At 73.8% G+C, this 18,578-nt stretch carries 2 protein-coding genes (1 of these 2 running past the window's edge); both read right to left on the bottom strand.

Going from position 1 to position 18,578, the window contains the following annotated elements; genetic code table 11:
* Positions 1-4,030 carry the 5' end (the start) of a type I polyketide synthase gene (locus CLV71_RS48520; protein WP_208297643.1) on the bottom strand. The gene continues 11,642 nt to the left of window position 1, outside the view, so the window shows 4,030 of its 15,672 coding nt (coding positions 1-4,030); it begins with the start codon at positions 4,028-4,030; its stop codon lies off the left edge, out of view.
* Positions 4,023-18,578: an SDR family NAD(P)-dependent oxidoreductase gene (locus CLV71_RS49360; RefSeq protein WP_424923898.1), complete on the bottom strand. Its 14,556-nt coding sequence runs from the start codon at positions 18,576-18,578 to the stop codon at positions 4,023-4,025. The genes CLV71_RS48520 and CLV71_RS49360 overlap by 8 nt, the downstream gene beginning before the upstream one ends.

Genomic DNA, 18,578 nt, shown 5'->3' with positions numbered 1-18,578 from the left:
GCCGGGCCGAGGTGAACGCCGCCGCGAACCGCGGCCAGTCGATGTCCGCGACCACCACGTGCGTCTCGCCGAGCCCGACGGCTTGTCCCAGCGCGGCGACGGCCGACCCGGGGTCCATCGGCACCACGCCGTGGCGGACCAGGCGGTCGGCGCCTGCCGCGTCGGCCAGGCCGTCCCCGGCCCAGGTACCCCACGCCACCGACAGCGCGGGCAGCCCGAGTGAGCGGCGGTGCTCGGCGAGCCCGTCCAGGTAGGCGTTGCCCGCCGCGTACGCGCCCTGGCCGCCGCTCCCCCACACGCCGGCGCCGGAGGAGAACAGCACGAAGGCCTCGAGCGGGACGTCCCTGAGCAGCTCGTGCAGGTTGTGCGCGCCGACGACCTTCGCCGCGAGGACCGCCGCCAGCTCGGCCGGTCCGGTCCCGGACAGCGGGGCGGACGCCCCGACGCCCGCCGTGTGGACGACGCCGGTCGGCCGGTGGTCTGCGAGGACGCGGGCCAGTCCGTCCCGATCCGTGACGTCACACGCCACGACGCTGACCAGCGCACCGAGTTCTGCCCCCAGTTCGGCGGCGCCGGGGGCGTCCTGACCTCGACGGCTCAGCAGCACCACGTGCTCGGCACCGTTCCCGGCGAGCCACCGTGCCACGTGCCTGCCGAGCGCGCCGGTCCCGCCGGTCACGAGCACCGTCCCCCCGGGGCGCCAGGCCTCCGCGTTGCGTGCGGGCGCCCGCAGGAGCCGTCTGCCGAAGACACCGGAGGACCGCACGGCCACCTGGTCCTCGTGGGCGAATCCGCCGAGCACCTCGGCGAACCGGTCCGCGGCGGGTGCGTCGACGACGGCGGGCAGGTCCACCAGACCGCCCCAGGTCCCCGGGTGCTCCAGGGCCGCGACCCTGCCGAGCCCCCACGCCATCGACTGGGCGGGGCAGGTCAGTGCGTCGCCGGGGCCGGTGGACACCGCGCCCGCGGTCACCCACCACGTGCGCGCGACGTCGCCGAGAGCCCGCAGCAGCGCCACGTTCGCGGCGAGCCCGGCGGGGAGGCCGCCCGAGAGGCGGCGGTCGTCGAGAGCCAGGAAGGACAGCACGCCGTCGACCGGGGTGTCAGGGACGTGCCCGGTGATCCGGTCGGGCGCCGTGCAGTCCACCTCGACCCGTACGACCTCGACGTCCCGTGCCGCCAACGCGTCGACACACGTCGACACCCTCGGGTCGGTCACCCCGCAGGGGACGGCCACCAGCCACCTCCCGGTGACGGGGCCGGGCGTGCCGGTGAGCCGCGTCCAGTCGACGAGGTAGCGCCGGCTCGCGGTGACCGGCCGGTCACGGCCGCTGGGCAGCCAGTACCGCTCGTGTTGGAAGGCGTAGGTCGGGAGTTCGACGTGGCGGGCGCGCGACCCCTCGTGGATCCGCTCCCAGTCCAGGTCGCCGCCGGTCGCGTGGACCGTGGCGACGGCGGCGAGCACCGTGCGCGGCTCGGGTTGGTCGGTGCGGAGCACCGGGACGACCGCCGCCCCGGCCCCGTCGAGGCAGTCCTGGGTCATGGCGGTGAGCACGCCGTCGGGACCGAGCTCGACGAACCGGGCGACGCCCGCCTCGGCGAGGTGCCGCACGCCCTGCCCGAACCGGACGGTCGAGCGGGCGTGGCGCACCCAGTAGTCGGGCGAGCAGAGCTGGTCGGGGGTGGCGACCGCGCCGGTCACGTTGGAGAGCACCGGGATCGACGGCGGGCTGAACCGCACACGCGCCGCTGCCGAGGCGAACTCGTCGAGGAGGCCGTCGAGGTGCGGGGAGTGGAACGCGCCGCTGACACGCAGCCGCCTGGTCCTGCGGCCCTGCCGCGCCAACCGGTCCGCGATGTCCGCCACCACGTCCTCGTCACCGGAGATGACGACCGAGCGCGGCCCGTTCACCGCGGCCAGGCTCACGCGGCCGGTGAGCAGCGGCCGGACCTCGTCCTCGCCCGCCTGCGCGGAGATCATCGCCCCCGTCGGTGGCAGGTCGCTCATCGCCCGGCCGCGGGCGGCGACCAACTCGCACGCGTCCGCCAGGGAGAACACGCCTGCCACGTGCGCGGCCACCAGCTCGCCGACGGAGTGCCCCAGCACGTAGTCCGGGCGCACGCCCCATCGCGACAGCAGCCGGAACAGGGCGACCTCGACCGCGAACAGGCCGGCCTGCGTGTACAGCGTCTGGTCGAGCAGGGCGCCGTCGCTCCGGACGACCTCGGCGAGCGACCTGTCGAGCAGGCGGTCGAAGCCCGCGCACACCTCGTCGAACGCCTCGGCGAACACCGGGAACTCCGCGTGCAGCTCCCGGCCCATGCCGACCCGCTGGCTGCCCTGTCCGGAGAACAGGAACGCGGTGCCGCCCGGCGCGGCGGTGCCGAGGACGACCCCGGGCCCCGGCGCGCCCGCCGCCACGGCGGTCAGCCCGGCGAGCACCTCGCCCCGGTCGGCCCCGAGGATCACGGCCCGGCACGGCAGGTGCGTGCGGGTGCCCGCGAGCGAGTACCCGATGTCATGAACCGCCAGCTCGGGGTGCTCGACCACGTGCGCGACGAGCCGTTCGGCCTGGGCACGCACGGCCTGCTCGGACATGCCCGAGATCGCCAACACGCCTCGGCCACGGACCTCGCCGGGGCTCTCGGCGGCGGGGACGACCGGGGGCGCCTGTTCGAGGATGACGTGCGCGTTGGTACCGCTGATGCCGAACGACGAGACGCCGGCACGGTGTGGCCGGTGCACGTCCGGCCACGGCCGCGACCGGGTGAGCAGCTCCACCGCCCCTGCCGTCCAGTCCACGCGGGACGTGGGCCGCTCGGCGTGGCGGGTCGGCGGCAGGATGCCGTGGCACAGCGCCATCACCGTCTTGATGACACCGGCCACTCCGGCGGCGGCCTGGGTGTGGCCGAGGTTGGACTTCACCGAGCCGAGCCACAGCGGGTGCCGCCTGCCCTGACCGTAGGTGGCGAGCAGCGCCTGCGCCTCGACGGGGTCGCCGAGCGTGGTGCCGGTGCCGTGCGCCTCGACCGCGTCGACGTCCGATGTGGACAGACCGGCCCTGGCGAGCGCCTGCCGGATCACGCGTTGCTGTGCGGGGCCGTTCGGCGCGGAGAGCCCGTTGGAGGCGCCGTCGGAGTTGACGGCCGAGCCGCGCAGGACGGCCAGCACCCGGTGGCCGTTGCGCCGCGCGTCGGACAGCTTCTCGAGGACGACCATGCCGGCACCTTCGGAGAAGCCGGTCCCGTCGGCGTCGTCGGCGAAGGACTTGCAGCGCCCGTCGGCGGCGAGGCCGCCCTGCCTGCCGAACGACACGAACACGGTGGGGGTCGACATGACCGTGACCCCGCCCGCGAGGGCGAGCGAGCACTCGCCGTCGCGCAGCGCCTGTGCCGCGAGGTGCAGCGCCACCAGCGACGAGGAGCACGCGGTGTCCACGGTGACCGCGGGGCCCGCGAGCCCGAGTGCGTAGGCGACGCGGCCGGACACGACGCTGCCCGCCGTGCCGTTGCCGATGTAGGCCTCGAGCTCGGGCGGGATCTGTGTGGTCCCGTCGACGTAGTCGTGGTACATGACTCCGGCGAAGACCCCGGTCGGGGTGGCGGCGAGGGACCTGGGGGCGAGCCCGGCGTGTTCCAGCGCCGCCCACGACACCTCCAGCAGCAACCGCTGCTGTGGGTCCATCGCGAGTGCCTCACGCGGGGAGATCCCGAACAGGCCTGCGTCGAAACCGCCCGCGTCGTCGAGGAAACCTCCTTCGCGGACGTGGCTCGTCGCCTCGGGGGTGGACGGGTCGGCGAGGTACCAGCCGCGGTCGTCCGGGAACGCGCCGATCGCGTCCCGGCCCGCGAGCACGAACTCCCACAGCTGTCGCGGCGAGTCGATCCCACCGGGGAAGCGGCAGCCCAGCCCGACGATCGCGACCGGCTCGTGCAGACCGCTCTCGAGCGCACGCAGCCGCGTGCGCGACTCGTGCAGCTCGGCGGACGCGCGCCGCAGGTACTCCCGGACCTTGGTCTCGTCAGACACCGCGCCCCCCGCTCGGTTCCGGCCTCTGGTCGATGAACGCGAACAGCTCGTCGTCCGAGGCCGTCCGGAACGTCTCCGGACCGCCTCGTCCCGGTTGCCCGTCGAGCCGGTCACGGCAGCCGGACAGCATGTCCGCCAACCGTCTCGTCACGTCGTGCAGCACTGCCGGTTCCGTGGTCGAGTCGAGGAGAGCCTGCAGCTCCGTCAGGCGCACGAGCGGGTCGCCGACGGGGAGGGCCGTCGTCCGCCGCAGCTCGACGGCGAGGAAGGCCGCCGCGGCCACCGGGTTGGGGTGGTCGAAGACGAGCGTGGCGGGCAGGCGCAGGCCGGTGCGGGCGGCGAGCCGGTTGCGCAGCTCGACCGAGGCGAGTGAGTCGAACCCGATCTCGGAGAACGCGCGGGTCGCGTGGACGGCGGCGGCGTCGCTGTGTCCCAGCACGGCCGCGACCTGTTCCCTGACCAGCTCGCGCAGTGCGGTCTCCCGGTCCTCCTCGGACATCGCCGCCAGCCGCCCGAGGTCGGGTAGGCCCGTGGCATCCCGGTTCCCGGCCCTGCCTCGGACGAACCCGCGTAGCAGCGGCGGCACCTCGTGGGCGAGGTCACGCAGCTCGGCCCGGTCGACCCTGGCCGCGACGACGACGGGGTGCGGGGTGGTGAGCGCGGCGTCGAGCATGGCGAGTGCGTCCTCGGTGGACAGTGGGGCGAGGCCGGCTCGGCGCATGCGTGCGCGGTCGGCGTCCCGCAGCTCTCCGGTCATCGCACTGTCCTGCGCCCAGCGACCCCATGCCACGGACAGCGCGGGCAACCCGAGCGCGTGCCGGTGTTGGGCCAGCGCGTCGAGACCGGCGTTGGCAGCCGCGTAGTTCCCCTGCCCCGGCGCACCCAGCGTCCCCGCAGCCGACGAGAACAGGACGAACGCCGACAACGGCAGGTCCCTGGTCGACTCGTGAAGGTGCCACGCACCAAGCACCTTCGGAGCCGACACGACATCCAACCGCTCCCCGGTCAGCGATTCGACGACCCCGTCGTCGAGCACACCGGCCGCATGCACGACCGCCACCAGCGGCCGACTCGGCGGAACGGCCCGGACAACACCGGCGACAGCCGCCCGATCCCGCACGTCACACGCCACGATCTCAACGCTCACACCACGTTCCGCCAGCTCGGCGGCCAACTCCACGGCCCCCGGCGCCGCCGGGCCGCGCCTGCTGGTGAGCACGAGATTCCGGACCCCGTGCGTGGTCACCAGGTGGCGTGCGACCGCCGCGCCCAGCGCGCCGACGCCGCCGGTGACGAGCACGGTTCCGGACGGGTCGAACGGCGCGCCCCCGCGTGCCGGAGTCGTGACGGGTGTCAGCCGGGGCGCGAGGAGCCGTCCGTCGCGGACCATCACGGCGGGTTCTCCGGAGCTGACCGCGCGGGCGACGGTGGCCGCGGAGTCGTCGTCGGTGTCGACGAGGACGAACCGTCCCGGGTGCTCGGCCTGTGCCGAGCGCACCAGACCCCACAGGGGCGCCCAGCCGAGGTCGGGTGACTCGCCGTCGAGTGCCACCGCGCCTCGGGTGACCAGTGTGAGCTGTTCGTCCCCCTGGCTGCTGCCCAGCCAGGTCTGCAGGAGGCTCAGCGCCGCGGTCAGCCCGCCGGGGAGGGCGTCGGTGGAGACCGCCACGCCGGCCTCGGTCGCGACCAGGTCCGCGACCTCCGTGCGCAACGTGAGCGGGCCGGGCGTGCCTTCCTCGACGGGGACCCAGTCCACGCGCGACAGCTGGTTCCCGCGTCGACCGGCGAGCTGGTCCGCAGTGGCGGTACGGAACACGAGCGAGTCCGCCGACAGCACGAGCCTGTTCGCCTCGTCGGTGACGAGCAGCGCGACGCCACCTGTGTCGGCCGGGGAGATCCGCGCACGCAGTGTCGACGCGCCCCTCACGCCGAACGTCACCCCACTCCACACGAACGGCAGCGGGGCATCCTGCTTCGGCCGGTGAAGGACCACCGCGTGGAGGGCCGCGTCGAGGTGCGCGGGGTGCACGGCGAACTGTCCCGTCGGGACGTCCGGCCGCTCGATCTCGGCATAGAGGTCGTCGCCGTGCCGCCAGCACGCCTGGACACCCTGGAACGCGGGTCCGTAGTCGAGTCCGCCGTCGGCCAGCGAGTCGTACAGCTCCTCCACCGAGACGGGTTCGGCGCCCCCGGGCGGCCACTGGGGGTGATCTTCGAAGGTCGTGGCGGCACCGCCGGTCAGGGTGCCGGTGGCGTGACGCACCCACCGGTCGTCGTCGACGTGGCGCGCGTGGACGCTCAGCTCCCGGCCGCCGTCGCGGTCGGGACCGATCCGGACCTGGAGTTCGACGGTGCCGTCGAGCGCGAGGGGTGCTTCGAGGGTCAGCTCGTCGAGCCGGTCGCAGCCGACGTGGTTGGCTGCCTGGCACGCCAGCTCGACGAATGCCGTGCCGGGAAGCACGGGCACCCCCCGCACGGTGTGGTCGGCGAGCCACGGGTGTGTCGCCGACGACAGGCGGCCGGTCAGCACGGTCACGTTCTCGTCGGCGAGGTCGACCGCCGTGTCGAGGAAAGGGTGCCATGCCTCGGCCGATGTCCGACGGGTGAGCCAGTATCGCTCGTGCTGGAAGGCGTAGGTGGGCAGCTCTACGCGGGCCATCTCATCGCGGAAGACGGCGTTCCAGTCGAGTTCGACGCCGGCGACATGGGCCTGTGCCAGGGCGTTCAGCATTCGGCGCTGGCCGCCGTCGTCTCGACGCAGTGTAGCCAACAGCGTCCCCGAGACGCCTGCTTCATCGAGGGTCTGCTGCATCCCCAGACTCAGCACCGGATGCGGACTCACCTCCAACAACGTCCGATGCCCGTCGGCCAACAACACCCGCACCGCCTCCGCGAACCGCACCGGCTCACGCAGATTCTCGAACCAGTACCGGGCATCCAGCGCGGAAGTGTCCACCACCCCACCGGTCACCGTGGAGACAAAGGGAACATCAGCCGGACGCGGCCTGATCTCCGCCAACGACGCCAACAGCTCGTCACGGATCTGGTCGACCTGCGACGAATGCGCCGCGTAGTCCACGGCGATCCGCCGGGCGTCGACACCCGCCGACCGCAGCCGAACCAGCAGCTCCGCCACCGCATCGGCAGCACCCGACACCACAACCGACCTGGGCCCGTTCACCGCCGCCACCGCCAGATCCCCGGTGAGCCACTCCCCAACCTCGCGCTCGGACAACGGAACCGACACCATCGCCCCCGACAACCCCACCACCGCACGACTCCTCAACGCCACAACACGCGCACCGTCCTCAAGAGACAGACCACCCGCCACGACCGCCGCGGCGACCTCACCCTGACTGTGCCCCACCACCGCCGCGGGCTCCACACCAAACGACCGCCACAACCCCGCCAACGACACCATCACCGCCCACAACACCGGCTGCACCACCTCGACCCGGTCCAACACTCCCCCACCACACACCACCCCCAACAACGACCAATCCACATGAGGCGCCAAAGCCCGCGCACACTCATCCATCCACGCGGCAAACACCGGGTAGACGTCCAACAACTCCACCGCCATACCCACCCACTGCGAACCCTGACCCGGGAACACGAACACCGGGCGGTCAGCGCCCGCGACGCCCCGCAGGACACCAGGTGACCCGCTCGCCACCTCGGCAAGCCCGGCCACCACGTCGTCCCGGTCGTCGGCCACCACGGCGGCCCGGTGCGGGAAGTGTGTCCGGCCCGTCGCCAACGTGGCCGCGACCGCGTGCACATCGGCGCCACCGTCCACGAAGGACATCAGCCGCTGGGCCTGTGCCCGCAACGCCTGCTCCGACCGTCCGGACACGACCCAGACAGTCGGCCCGGCCGCAGGCACCGGCTCGTCCACGGCGGGTCCCTGCTCGATCACGACGTGCGCGTTGGTGCCGCTCACCCCGAACGACGACACACCGAACCGACGGGGTCGACCGGACGCAGGCCACGGCACCGGCGACGCCAGCAACTCCACCGCGCCCGATGCCCAGTCCACGTGCGGTGTCGGCTCGTCCATGTGCAGCGTCGGCGGCAGAAGCTCGTGTCGCAACGCCATCACCATCTTGATCACTCCCGCGACACCGGCGGCGGCCTGGGTGTGCCCGATGTTCGACTTCACCGACCCCAACCACAACGATGCCGACCGGTTCCGGCCATACACCGCCGACAAAGCCTGCGCCTCGACCGGATCACCCAACGACGTGCCGGTGCCGTGCGCCTCCACGGCGTCCACATCGGACGGGTCCAGGCCGGCAGTCGCCAACGCCTGTCGGATCACCCGCTGCTGCGACGGACCATTCGGAGCCGACAACGTGCTCGACGCCCCGTCCTGGTTCACCGCCGACCCACGCAGCACCGCCAGCACCCGACGGCCACCGCGCCGCGCATCCGACAACCGCTCCAAAGCCAACACGCCGACGCCCTCGGACCAGGCGGTGCCGTCCGCCGCGGCGCTGAACGACTTGCAGCGGCCGTCCACGGCCAGGCCACGTTGCCGACTGAACCCCACGAACGGCCCCGGCGTCGCCATCACCGTCACCCCACCGGCCAACGCCAACGAACACTCACCACTCCGCAACGACTGCGCGGCAAGATGAACAGCCACCAACGACGACGAACACGCCGTATCCACCGACACCGCCGGCCCCACCAGACCCAACGCATACGCCACCCGACCCGACACCACACTGCCCGCGTTACCGTTGCCGACATAGCCCTCCAGCTCCGCCGGCACCACGCCGACCGCGTCGAGGTAGTCGTGGTACATCACCCCGGCGAACACCCCGGTGCCGCTGCCGCGCAACGACGTGGGGTCCACGCCGGCATGTTCCAGCGTCTCCCAGCACACCTCCAGGAGCTGCCGCTGCTGCGGGTCCATCGCCAACGCCTCACGGGGCGAGATCCCGAAGAACTCCGCGTCGAAACCCGCGGCGTCCGCGAGGAAACCGCCGAGCCGGACGTAGGTCTTCCCGGTCCGGTCCGGGTCGGGGTCGTAGAGGCCGTCGAGGTCCCAACCGCGGTCCGCCGGGAACGGCCCGATCGCGTCGCCGCCGGAGACGACGAGCTGCCACAGGTCCTCCGGCGACGCGACACCGCCGGGGTAGCGGCATCCCATGCCCACGATCGCGATCGGCTCGTCGACGTCCCGTGCCGACACCGGCGTCGGGACCGGGGCGGCGGGCGCACCGGTCAGCTCTGCCCGCAGGAACCGGGCGAGTGCCGTCACCGTGGGGTGGTCGAACACCAGCGTCGCGGGCAGCCGCGCGCCGGTGAGCCTGATCAGCTGGTTGCGCAGCTCGAGCGCGGTCAGTGAGTCGAAGCCCGACTCGAGCAGGCCCTGCCGCACGTCGACCCTGTCGACGGTCACGTGCCCGAGGACGCGGGCGACCTGCTCGCGCACCACGCCGGTCAGGTGCCGTTCCTGCTCGGCGGCCGGCATCGCCGCCAACCGCTCACGGAGCGACGCCGCGCCGTCGTCCGCCGAGGCCTGGCGCGGCCGGGTCCGCACGACGCCACGCAGGATCGGCGGGACCTCGTCCCAGCCGGACCGGTTCAGCTCCACCGGGTGGACGACCGCGCGCCCGGCCGCGAACGCCGCGTCGAAGAGCGCCAGCGCGCGGTCGGTCCGCAGCCCGGTGAGGCCCGCGCGCCGGAAGCGTGCCCGGTCGGTGTCCCGGAGGCTCGCGGTCAGGCCGCTCTCCCGGTCCCACGGCCCCCACGCGAGCGACAGCGCGGGCAGTCCGACGGCACGCCGGTGCAGCGCGAGCGCGTCGAGCCAGGCATTGGCGGCGGCGTAGCTCGCCTGTCCCGGCGCACCCGTCGTCCCCGCCACCGACGAGAACAACACGAAGGCCGACAGCGAAAGATCCCTGGTCAACTCGTGAAGATGCCACGCACCAAGCACTTTCGGACCCAGCACGTCGGCCAACCGCTGCCTGGTGAGCGACTCGACGAGCCCGTCGTCGACCACGCCCGCCGCATGCACGACGGCCACCAGGGGTCGGCTCTCCGGAACGGCCGCCACCACGCCCGCGACGGCCGCCCGGTCCCGCACGTCACACGCCACAACCTCGACGCTCACCCCACGTTCGGTCAGCTCGGCGGCCAACTCGGCGGCACCCGGGGCACCCAGGCCACGACGACCGGCCAACACCAGGTTCCGCACGCCGTACGCGGACACCAGATGCCGTGCCACCGCCGCACCCAGCACCCCGAGCCCACCGGTGACGAGCACGGTTCCGGACGGGTGCAGTGCCAGCCTCCCGTCGCCGGGGGTCGCGGGTGTCAGGCGGGGCACCAGCAGCCGACCGGCCCGCACCGCCACCTGGGCCTCGCCGGTCGCCGCCGCCGCGGCCACCGACGCGGTCGGGTCGTCGACATCCACGAGGACGAACCGGCCCGGGTGTTCCGACTGGGCCGACCGCACCAGCCCCCACACCGGCGCCAACGCCAGGTCCGGCGACTCGCCCTCCGCGGTGATGGCGTTGCGGGTGACGAGGACCAGCCGCGCGTCGGCTGTCCGAGGCGCGGCAAGCCAGGAACGCAGCAGGTCCAACGCCTCGCCGACGGCGTGGTCGCGGTCCAGCCGGTCGGCCGGGACGACGACCGTCCCGGCGACTTCGGTCCCCTCGGCCAGAGCTCTGGTCAGCTCGGCGACGGTCGCGTAGCCCTCCGAGCCGACCACCGTCCAGCCAGTGGCGTCCACCCCGGTGGGATCCGCGATCGGGACCCAGTCGACACCGAACAAGCTGTCCCGCACAGGGCCGGTCGTGCGCGTGAGTTCCGGCGAGATCGGCCGGAACAGCAAGGACTCCACGGCCGCGACCCGGCGGTTCGCGGTGTCGGTCATCACCACGGCGATCGCGCCGGGCCCCCTGGGCGAGATCCGCACTCGCAGCGCGGTGGCACCCACCGCGTCCAGCGTGACCCCGTTCCAGGCGAACGGCAGGTACTCGCCCCGGTCGCCCCGCAGGGTCCCCGCCTGCAGCGCGGCGTCGAGCAGTGCCGGGTGCAGGCCGAAGTCCGCCGCACGCTCATCCGGCAGGGCCACCTCGGCGAACACGTCGGGTCCCAGGCGCCAGGCCGCACGCAGCCCCTGGAACACCGGGCCGTAGTCGAAGCCCTGTTCTGCCAACGACGCGTAGAAGCCGGTCGTGTCGAGTGGCTCAGCGCCCGATGGCGGCCACGCCGTCCATTCGACGTGCACCCCGGCGTCGTGCTCACCCACCGCGCCGGAGCCGTGTTGGGTCCAGGAACCGTTGTCACGCCGGGAATGCACGGTCACCGGACGCCGGTGGCCGGTGGCGGGGCCGATCCGCACCTGGATCTCGACGGTGCCGTCGCCCGGGAGCACCAGGGGCGCCTCGACGGTCAGCTCCTCGACCCGTGTGCACCCGAACCGCCTGCCCGCCTGCCAGGCCAGCTCGACGAACCCCGTCGCGGGGAACAGAACCGCGCCCATGACCGCGTGGTCGGCCAGCCACGGGTGGGTCCTCGGCGAGAGACGACCGGACAGCACCGCCCCCTGGTCACCTGCCAGCTCCACCACGCTGGTGACCAGCGGGTGCTCGGTGCCGGGCGTGCGCCAGTAGCACTCGTGCTGGAACGCGTACGTGGGCAGGTCCACCTGGCGGCCACCGGCGAGGACGGCCGCCCAGTCCACCGGCACGCCGGCGGTGTGCGCGCGGGCGAGCGCGGACAGGAGCGTGGTCGGTTCCGGTGCCGTGGCACGTGACGTCGGCACACCGAGGATGTCCACGCCACCCGCACACGCCGTGGCCATCGCGGTGAGCACACCGTCCGGGCCCAGCTCGACGAACGTCGTGACCCCCTCGGCCAGGAGCCGCGTCACGTCGTCCGCGAACCGCACGGTGGCGCGCGCGTGCTCGACCCAGTAGTCGACGGAGCACAGCTGGTCGGCGGTGGCGAGGTCGCCGGTCACGTTGGACAGCACGGGAATCGCGGGCGGGGTGCGCCGGACCCCCGCCACGGTCGACCGGAAGTCGTCGAGGAGGCCGTCGAGGTGCGGGGAGTGGAACGCGGCACCGACCCGCAACCGCTTCGTCCTGCGCCCTTTGTCCCGCCACCACGCGGCGATCTCCTCGACCGCGTCGGCGTCGCCGGACACCACGACCGAGTCGGGGCCGTTGACCGCCGCGAGACTCACGCGGTCCGCCACCATCGGGAGCACCTCGGCCTCGCTCGCCTGGACCGCCACCATCGCGCCGTCGGCGGGAAGCTCGCCCATCGCCCTGCCACGCGCGGCGACCAGGGCACACGCGTCCGCCAGGGTGAACACACCGGCCACGTGCGCCGCGGTCAGCTCGCCGACCGAGTGGCCGGCCAGGTAGTCCGGTCGCAGCCCCCACGCCGTCACCTGCCGGTACAGCGCGACCTCGAACGCGAACAGCCCGGCCTGCGTGAACAGCGTCCGGTCGAGCAGTTCGCCGTCACCGAACACCACGTCCTTCAGCGACTCGCCGAGCACACCGTCGAACGCGGCACACACCTCGTCGAAGGCGGCGGCGAACACCGGGAAGGCCGTGTACAGCTCCCGGCCCATCCCGGGCCGCTGGCTGCCCTGCCCGGAGAACAGGAAAGCCACCGCGCCACCGGACCCGACCGTCACGTCGCCGCAGGCACGCAACGCGGCGAGCAGCTCTTCGCGGCCGCCGCCCACCACGGCCGTGCGGTGCGGGAAGTGGCCGCGAGTCACCGCGAGCGTGTACGCCACGTCGCGTGCGGTCAGCTCCGGTCGGGCCGCGACGAACTCGGACAGGCGGTGTGCCTGGTCCCGGACCGCCCGAGGCGTCCGTCCGGACAGCACCCACACCGACGGGCCGTCACCCGCCGACGCGGCCGGTTCCTCGGCGGGCCCGGCTTCGAGCACCGCGTGCGCGTTGGTCCCGCTGACCCCGAACGACGACACCCCGATCCGCCGCGGCCTCCCCGCCACCGACCACGACCGCCCGGTCAACAACCGCACCGCGCCCGCATCCCAGTCCACATGCGGCGTCGGCTCGTCGACGTGCAGCGTCGGCGGCAACACGCCGTGCCGCAACGCCAACACCGACTTGATCACCCCAGCCACACCCGCCGCGGCCTGGGTGTGCCCGATGTTCGACTTCACCGACCCGAGCCACAACGGCTCCGCCCGATCCTGCCCGTACGTCGCCTGCAACGCCCGCGCCTCGATCGGATCACCCAACGCGGTGCCGGTACCGTGCCCCTCGACCGCGTCGACATCCCGAGTGGACAAACCGGCATTCGCGAGTGCCTGACGGATCACCCGCTCCTGCGCCGAACCACTCGGCGCGGACAGGCCGTTCGACGCACCGTCCTGGTTCACCGCCGACCCACGCACCACCGCCAGCACCCGGTGCCCGTTGCGCCTGGCGTCGGAAAGCCGCTCCAGCACCACGACCCCGGCGCCCTCGCCCCACCCGGTGCCGTCCGCGGCCGCCGAGAACGCCTTGCACCGGCCGTCGACCGCCAAGCCGCGTTGACGGCTGAACAGGACGAACACGTCCGGGTTGGTCATCACCGTCACGCCGCCTGCCAGCGCGAGTGAACACTCACCGTTACGCAGTGCCTGCGCGGCGAGGTGCAGGGCGACGAGAGAGGACGAGCAGGCCGTGTCCACCGACACGGCAGGCCCTTCCAGGCCGAGGACGTAGGACACCCGGCCGGACACGACGCTCGCCGCATTGCCGGTCAGCAGGTAGCCCTCCGTCTCGGGTTCCGCGTCGGCGACCGACCCGTAGTCCTGCCGGGACACGCCGGTGAAGACGCCGGTGGCGCCGCCTGCCAGGGAGTGGGGGTCGATGCCCGCGCGCTCCAGCGCCTCCCAGGTCACCTCCAGCAGCAGCCGCTGCTGCGGGTCCATCGCCAACGCCTCACGCGGGGAGATCCGGAAGAACTCCGGGTCGAACGCGGCCGCGTCGGCGAGGAAGCCACCTTCCCTGGCATAGCTGGTCCCCGGGTGGTCCGGGTCGGTGTGGAAGAGGTTCTCCAGGTCCCAGCCGCGGTCGGCGGGGAACTCGCCGACCGCGTCGCCGCCGGACACCACGAGGTCCCACAGGTCGTCCGGTGAGTTCACCCCACCGGGGAACCTGCAGCCCATACCGACGATGGCGACGGGATCGTCGGTCGGCACCACGGCGGCCGCGACCGGGGCGACGTGTTCTGCCACACCGGTCAGTTCCGCCAGGAGATGCCGAGCCAGCGCGGCGGGCGTGGGATGGTCGAAGACCAGCGTGGTGGGCAGGCGCAGGTCGGTCAGCGCGACCAGCCGGTTGCGCAGTCGCACGGCGGTGAGCGAGTCGAACCCGGTCTCCCGGAACGCCTGCGACGGCTCGATGTCCTCGGTGCCCGCGAAGCCGAGGACCGCCGCGGCCGTCGAGCGGACCAGTCCCAGCACGAGGTCGAGCCGCTCGGCGCCCGGCAAGGCCGCGAGCCGGTCGGCGAGGCGCGCCGTGTCGGCCCTGGGCGCGGTCGTCTCGGCCAGCTCGCTCAGCAACGTACCGGGCCGGGCGGACACGAAGTCCGGGACGAAGCGGTCCCACCGCACGTCCGCCAGGACGACGGTCGGGTCCGTGCCCGCGGCGGCCGTCGCCATCGCGGCCACCGCGGCCTCCGGTCTCATCGGCACGACACCTCGCCGCGCCAGGGCCGTCGACGCGCCGACGGCCAGCCCGTCGCCCGCCCACACACCCCAGGCGACCGACACGGCCGGCAGTCCACGACCGCGGCGGAACTCGGCCAGGCCGTCCAGGTAGGCGTTCGCCGCCGCGTAGGCCCCCTGCCCGGCGCTGCCGACGGCCGACGCCATGGACGAGAACAGGACGAACGCGGACAGGTCCCGATCCCGCGTCAGCTCGTGCAGGTGCCACGCCCCGGCCACCTTCGGCCGCAGCACCGCCTCGACGCGCTCCGGTGTGAGTGCCGCCAGGACACCGTCGTCCAGGGTGCCCGCGGTGTGCACGACGGCGTCCGGCGGGTGGCGGGCGAGGACCTCCGCGAGCGCCGCCCGGTCCGCCACGTCACACGCCACGACGTCGACCCGTGCCCCACGCTCGGCGAGGTCGGCCGCCAGCTCCGCCGCCCCAGGGGCGGCGGGGCCCCGCCTGCTCAGCAACAGCAGGTGCTCCGCGCCGTGGTCGGCGAGCCAGCGTGCGACGTGCCCGCCGAGGGCACCCGTGCCGCCGGTCACGAGCACGGTCCCCGCGGGCCGCCACGACGTCGCCGGAGCCTCCGGCGCACGCGCCAGTCTGCGGCCGTACACCCCGGTGTCACGCACCGCCACCTGGTCCTCGGTGCCCGCGCCGGCCAGCACCGCGGCGAACCGTGCCGCGACCGGCTCGTCGACGACCGCTGGGAGGTCGACCATGCCGCCCCAGCAGTCCGGGTGCTCGAGTGCGGCGACGCGGCCGAGTCCCCAGGCCATGGCCTGTGCGGGGCTGTGCAGTGGCGCGCCCGCGCCGACCGCACCACGCGTCACGGTCCACAGTGGAGCGTCGAGGTCGGCGTCGCCGAGCGCCGCCAGCAGCGCGAGCGAGGCGACCGTGCTCGCGAGCGGCCGCTCGTCCAGCCAGAGGAAGGACAGCACCCCGGTGACGTCCCGCGCCCGCGCGGCGATCGTCGTCCGGTCCGTGGCGGCGACGCGCGTGATGTCGGCGCCACGGGCCGCCAGTTCGGCGATGCGGTCGTCGACCCAGGGGTCGACCGAGCCGGCGGGGGTGACCACCAGCCAGTGCCCGGACAGCGCCGCCGCGGACGACGGCAGGGGCCGCCACTCCTCGCGGTAGCGCCACTGCGAGGTGTCGGGGGTGTGCCGCGCCCGGGGCAGCCAGAACCGCTCGTGCTGGAACGCGTAGGTCGGCAGCTCCACGGTGCGGGCGTCCGAGGGGAAGACCGCGGCCCAGTCGAGGTCGACGCCCGCGATGTGGGCCTGCGCCAGGCACGTCAGGAACCGGTCGGGGCCGCCGTCGCCGCGTCGCAGGGTGGCGAGCAGCGTGGCCCTGGTGTCGGTGCTGTCCATGGTCTGCTGCATGCCCAGCGCGAGCACCGGATGGGGGCTCACCTCGAGCAGTGTGCGGTGCCCGGCGGCGAGCACCGACCGGGTGGCGGCGTCGAAACGCACCGTCCGGCGGAGGTTGTCGTACCAGTACCCGGCATCCAGCCCGCTCGTGTCGACGCGTTCGCCGGTGACGGTCGAGTAGAACGGGACGCGCGCCTGCCGTGGGTCGATGCCGGTGAGACCGGTCGCGAGCGTGTCGCGGATCCTCTCGACGTGGACGGAATGCGCGGCGTAGTCGACGTTGACCCGCCGCGCGTCGACCCCCGACGTCCGCAGTTCCGCCAGCAGCTCCGCCAGGGCGTCGGCGTCACCCGAGACCACGACGGACTCCGGGCCGTTGACCGCGGCGACGCCGACTGCGCCTGCGTACGCCTCGATCCGGTGTGCGACCTCGTTCTCCGGCAACGGGACGGAGACCATGCCGCCGAGCCCGGACAGCTCCCGCAGGGCCTGCCCACGGATCGCGACCACGCGCGCGGAGTCCGAGATGGACAGTGCGCCCGCGACACACGCCGCCGCGATCTCGCCCTGGCTGTGGCCGATCACCGCGGCGGGCGTGACACCGTAGGACTGCCACAGTCCCGCGAGCGAGACCATCACCGCCCAGAGCACCGGCTGCACGACGTCGACCCGGTCGAGGTCGGTCCCGGCACGCAGTTCCGCCGAGAGCGACCAGTCGACGAACGGCGCCAGCGCCTCCTCGCACTCCCGCATGCGCGCGGCGAACGCGGGCGAGCCGTCCATCAGGTCCACCGCCATGCCCACCCACTGCGAGCCCTGGCCGGGGAACACGAACACCGGCCGGGCGTCGGTCCCCGCGACACCCCGCTGCGCGGTGTCCGGGTCGGCCAGGCCGGCCAGCAGTTCGGCGCGGTCGCGGCCGAGCACGACGGCGCGGTGCGGGAAGTGCGTGCGGTTGCGTGCCAGTGACCGGCCCACGTCCTGGACACGCGGTCCCGGACGCGTGGCGAGCCAGGCACCCAGCCGCTCCGCCTGCGCCCGCACGGCAGCGTCGGAGTGCCCGGACAGCACCCACAACCCGGGTCCCGCGTCCGGTCCTCCGTCCTCGGCGACGGGTCCGGGCGCCTGTTCGAGGATCAGGTGCGCGTTGGTGCCGCTCACCCCGAACGACGACACACCCGCCCGGCGCGGGCGGTCGCCACCCGGCCACGGCCGCGCCTCGGTGAGCAGCCGGACGGACCCGCGCGTCCAGTCGACGTGCCTCGACGGCTCGTCGACGTGCAGGGTCGGGGACAGGACGCCGTGCCGCAGGGCCAGCACCGTCTTGATGACACCGGTGACGCCCGCGCTCGCCTGTGTGTGGCCGATGTTGGACTTCACCGACCCGAGCCACAACGGCTCGGCGCGGTCCTGCCCGTAGGCCGCCAGCAACGCCTGCGCCTCGACGGGGTCGCCGAGCGCCGTCCCGGTTCCGTGCGCCTCGACGGTGTCGACGTCCCTCGCGGCCAGTCCGCTGTTGGCGAGGGCCTCGGCGATGACCCGCCGCTGCGCCTGGCCGTTCGGCGCGGTGAAGCCGTTGGACGCGCCGTCCTGGTTCACCGCGGACCCGCGGATCACGGCCAGCACCCGGTCCCCGGCGGCCACGGCGTCGGAAAGCCGCCGCAGGACCAGGACTCCGGCGCCTTCGGAGAAGCCCGCGCCGTCCGCGCCGTCCGCGAACGACTTGCACCGGCCGTCCGGCGCCAGGCCGCGCTGGCGGCTGAAGGACACGAACACGCGCGGTGTGGCCATGACGGTGACGCCGCCCGCGAGCGCGAGTGAGCACTCGCCGGCACGCAGTGCCCCGCAGGCGAGGTGGATCGCGACCAGCGAGGAGGAGCAGGCCGTGTCGACGGACACGGCGGGCCCCTCCAGCCCCAGCTCGTAGGCGACGCGGCCGGAGACGACGCTGCCCGCCTTGCCGTTGCCGATGTAGCCCTCGAGCCCGTCCGGCACGATGCCGACGTCGTCGACGTAGTCGTGGTACATGACGCCCGCGAAGACCCCGGTGGGGCTCCCGGCCAGGCCCGCGGGCGGGATCCCGGCGTGTTCCAGTGCCTCCCAGGAGACTTCCAGGAGGAGTCGCTGCTGCGGGTCCATGGCGAGGGCCTCGCGTGGCGGCACGCCGAAGAACCCGGCGTCGAACCCGGCCGCGTCGTCGAGGAACCCGCCTTCACGCGTGTAGGTCGTGCCGGGATGGTCCGGGTCGGGGTCGTACAGGCCTGCGAGGTCCCAGCCCCGGTCGGCGGGGAAGGGCCCGATCGCGTCCCGGCCGGACCGCACGAGGTCCCACAGCTCGTCCGGAGAGCCGACGCCGCCGGGCAGCCTGCAGCCCATACCGACGATCGCGATCGGCTCGCGCTGCCGCGCGGCGAGGTCCCGGTTCTCCCGCCGTAGGCGATCGGCGTCCCGGAGTGCCGCCCGCAG

Origin of the sequence: Actinophytocola oryzae (assembly GCF_004364325.1) — a bacterium.
GTDB classification, from domain to species: Bacteria; Actinomycetota; Actinomycetes; order Mycobacteriales; family Pseudonocardiaceae; genus Actinophytocola; species Actinophytocola oryzae.
Note: the sequence above shows the minus strand (reverse complement) of the source record. Positions and strands in the feature narration are given on the sequence as shown.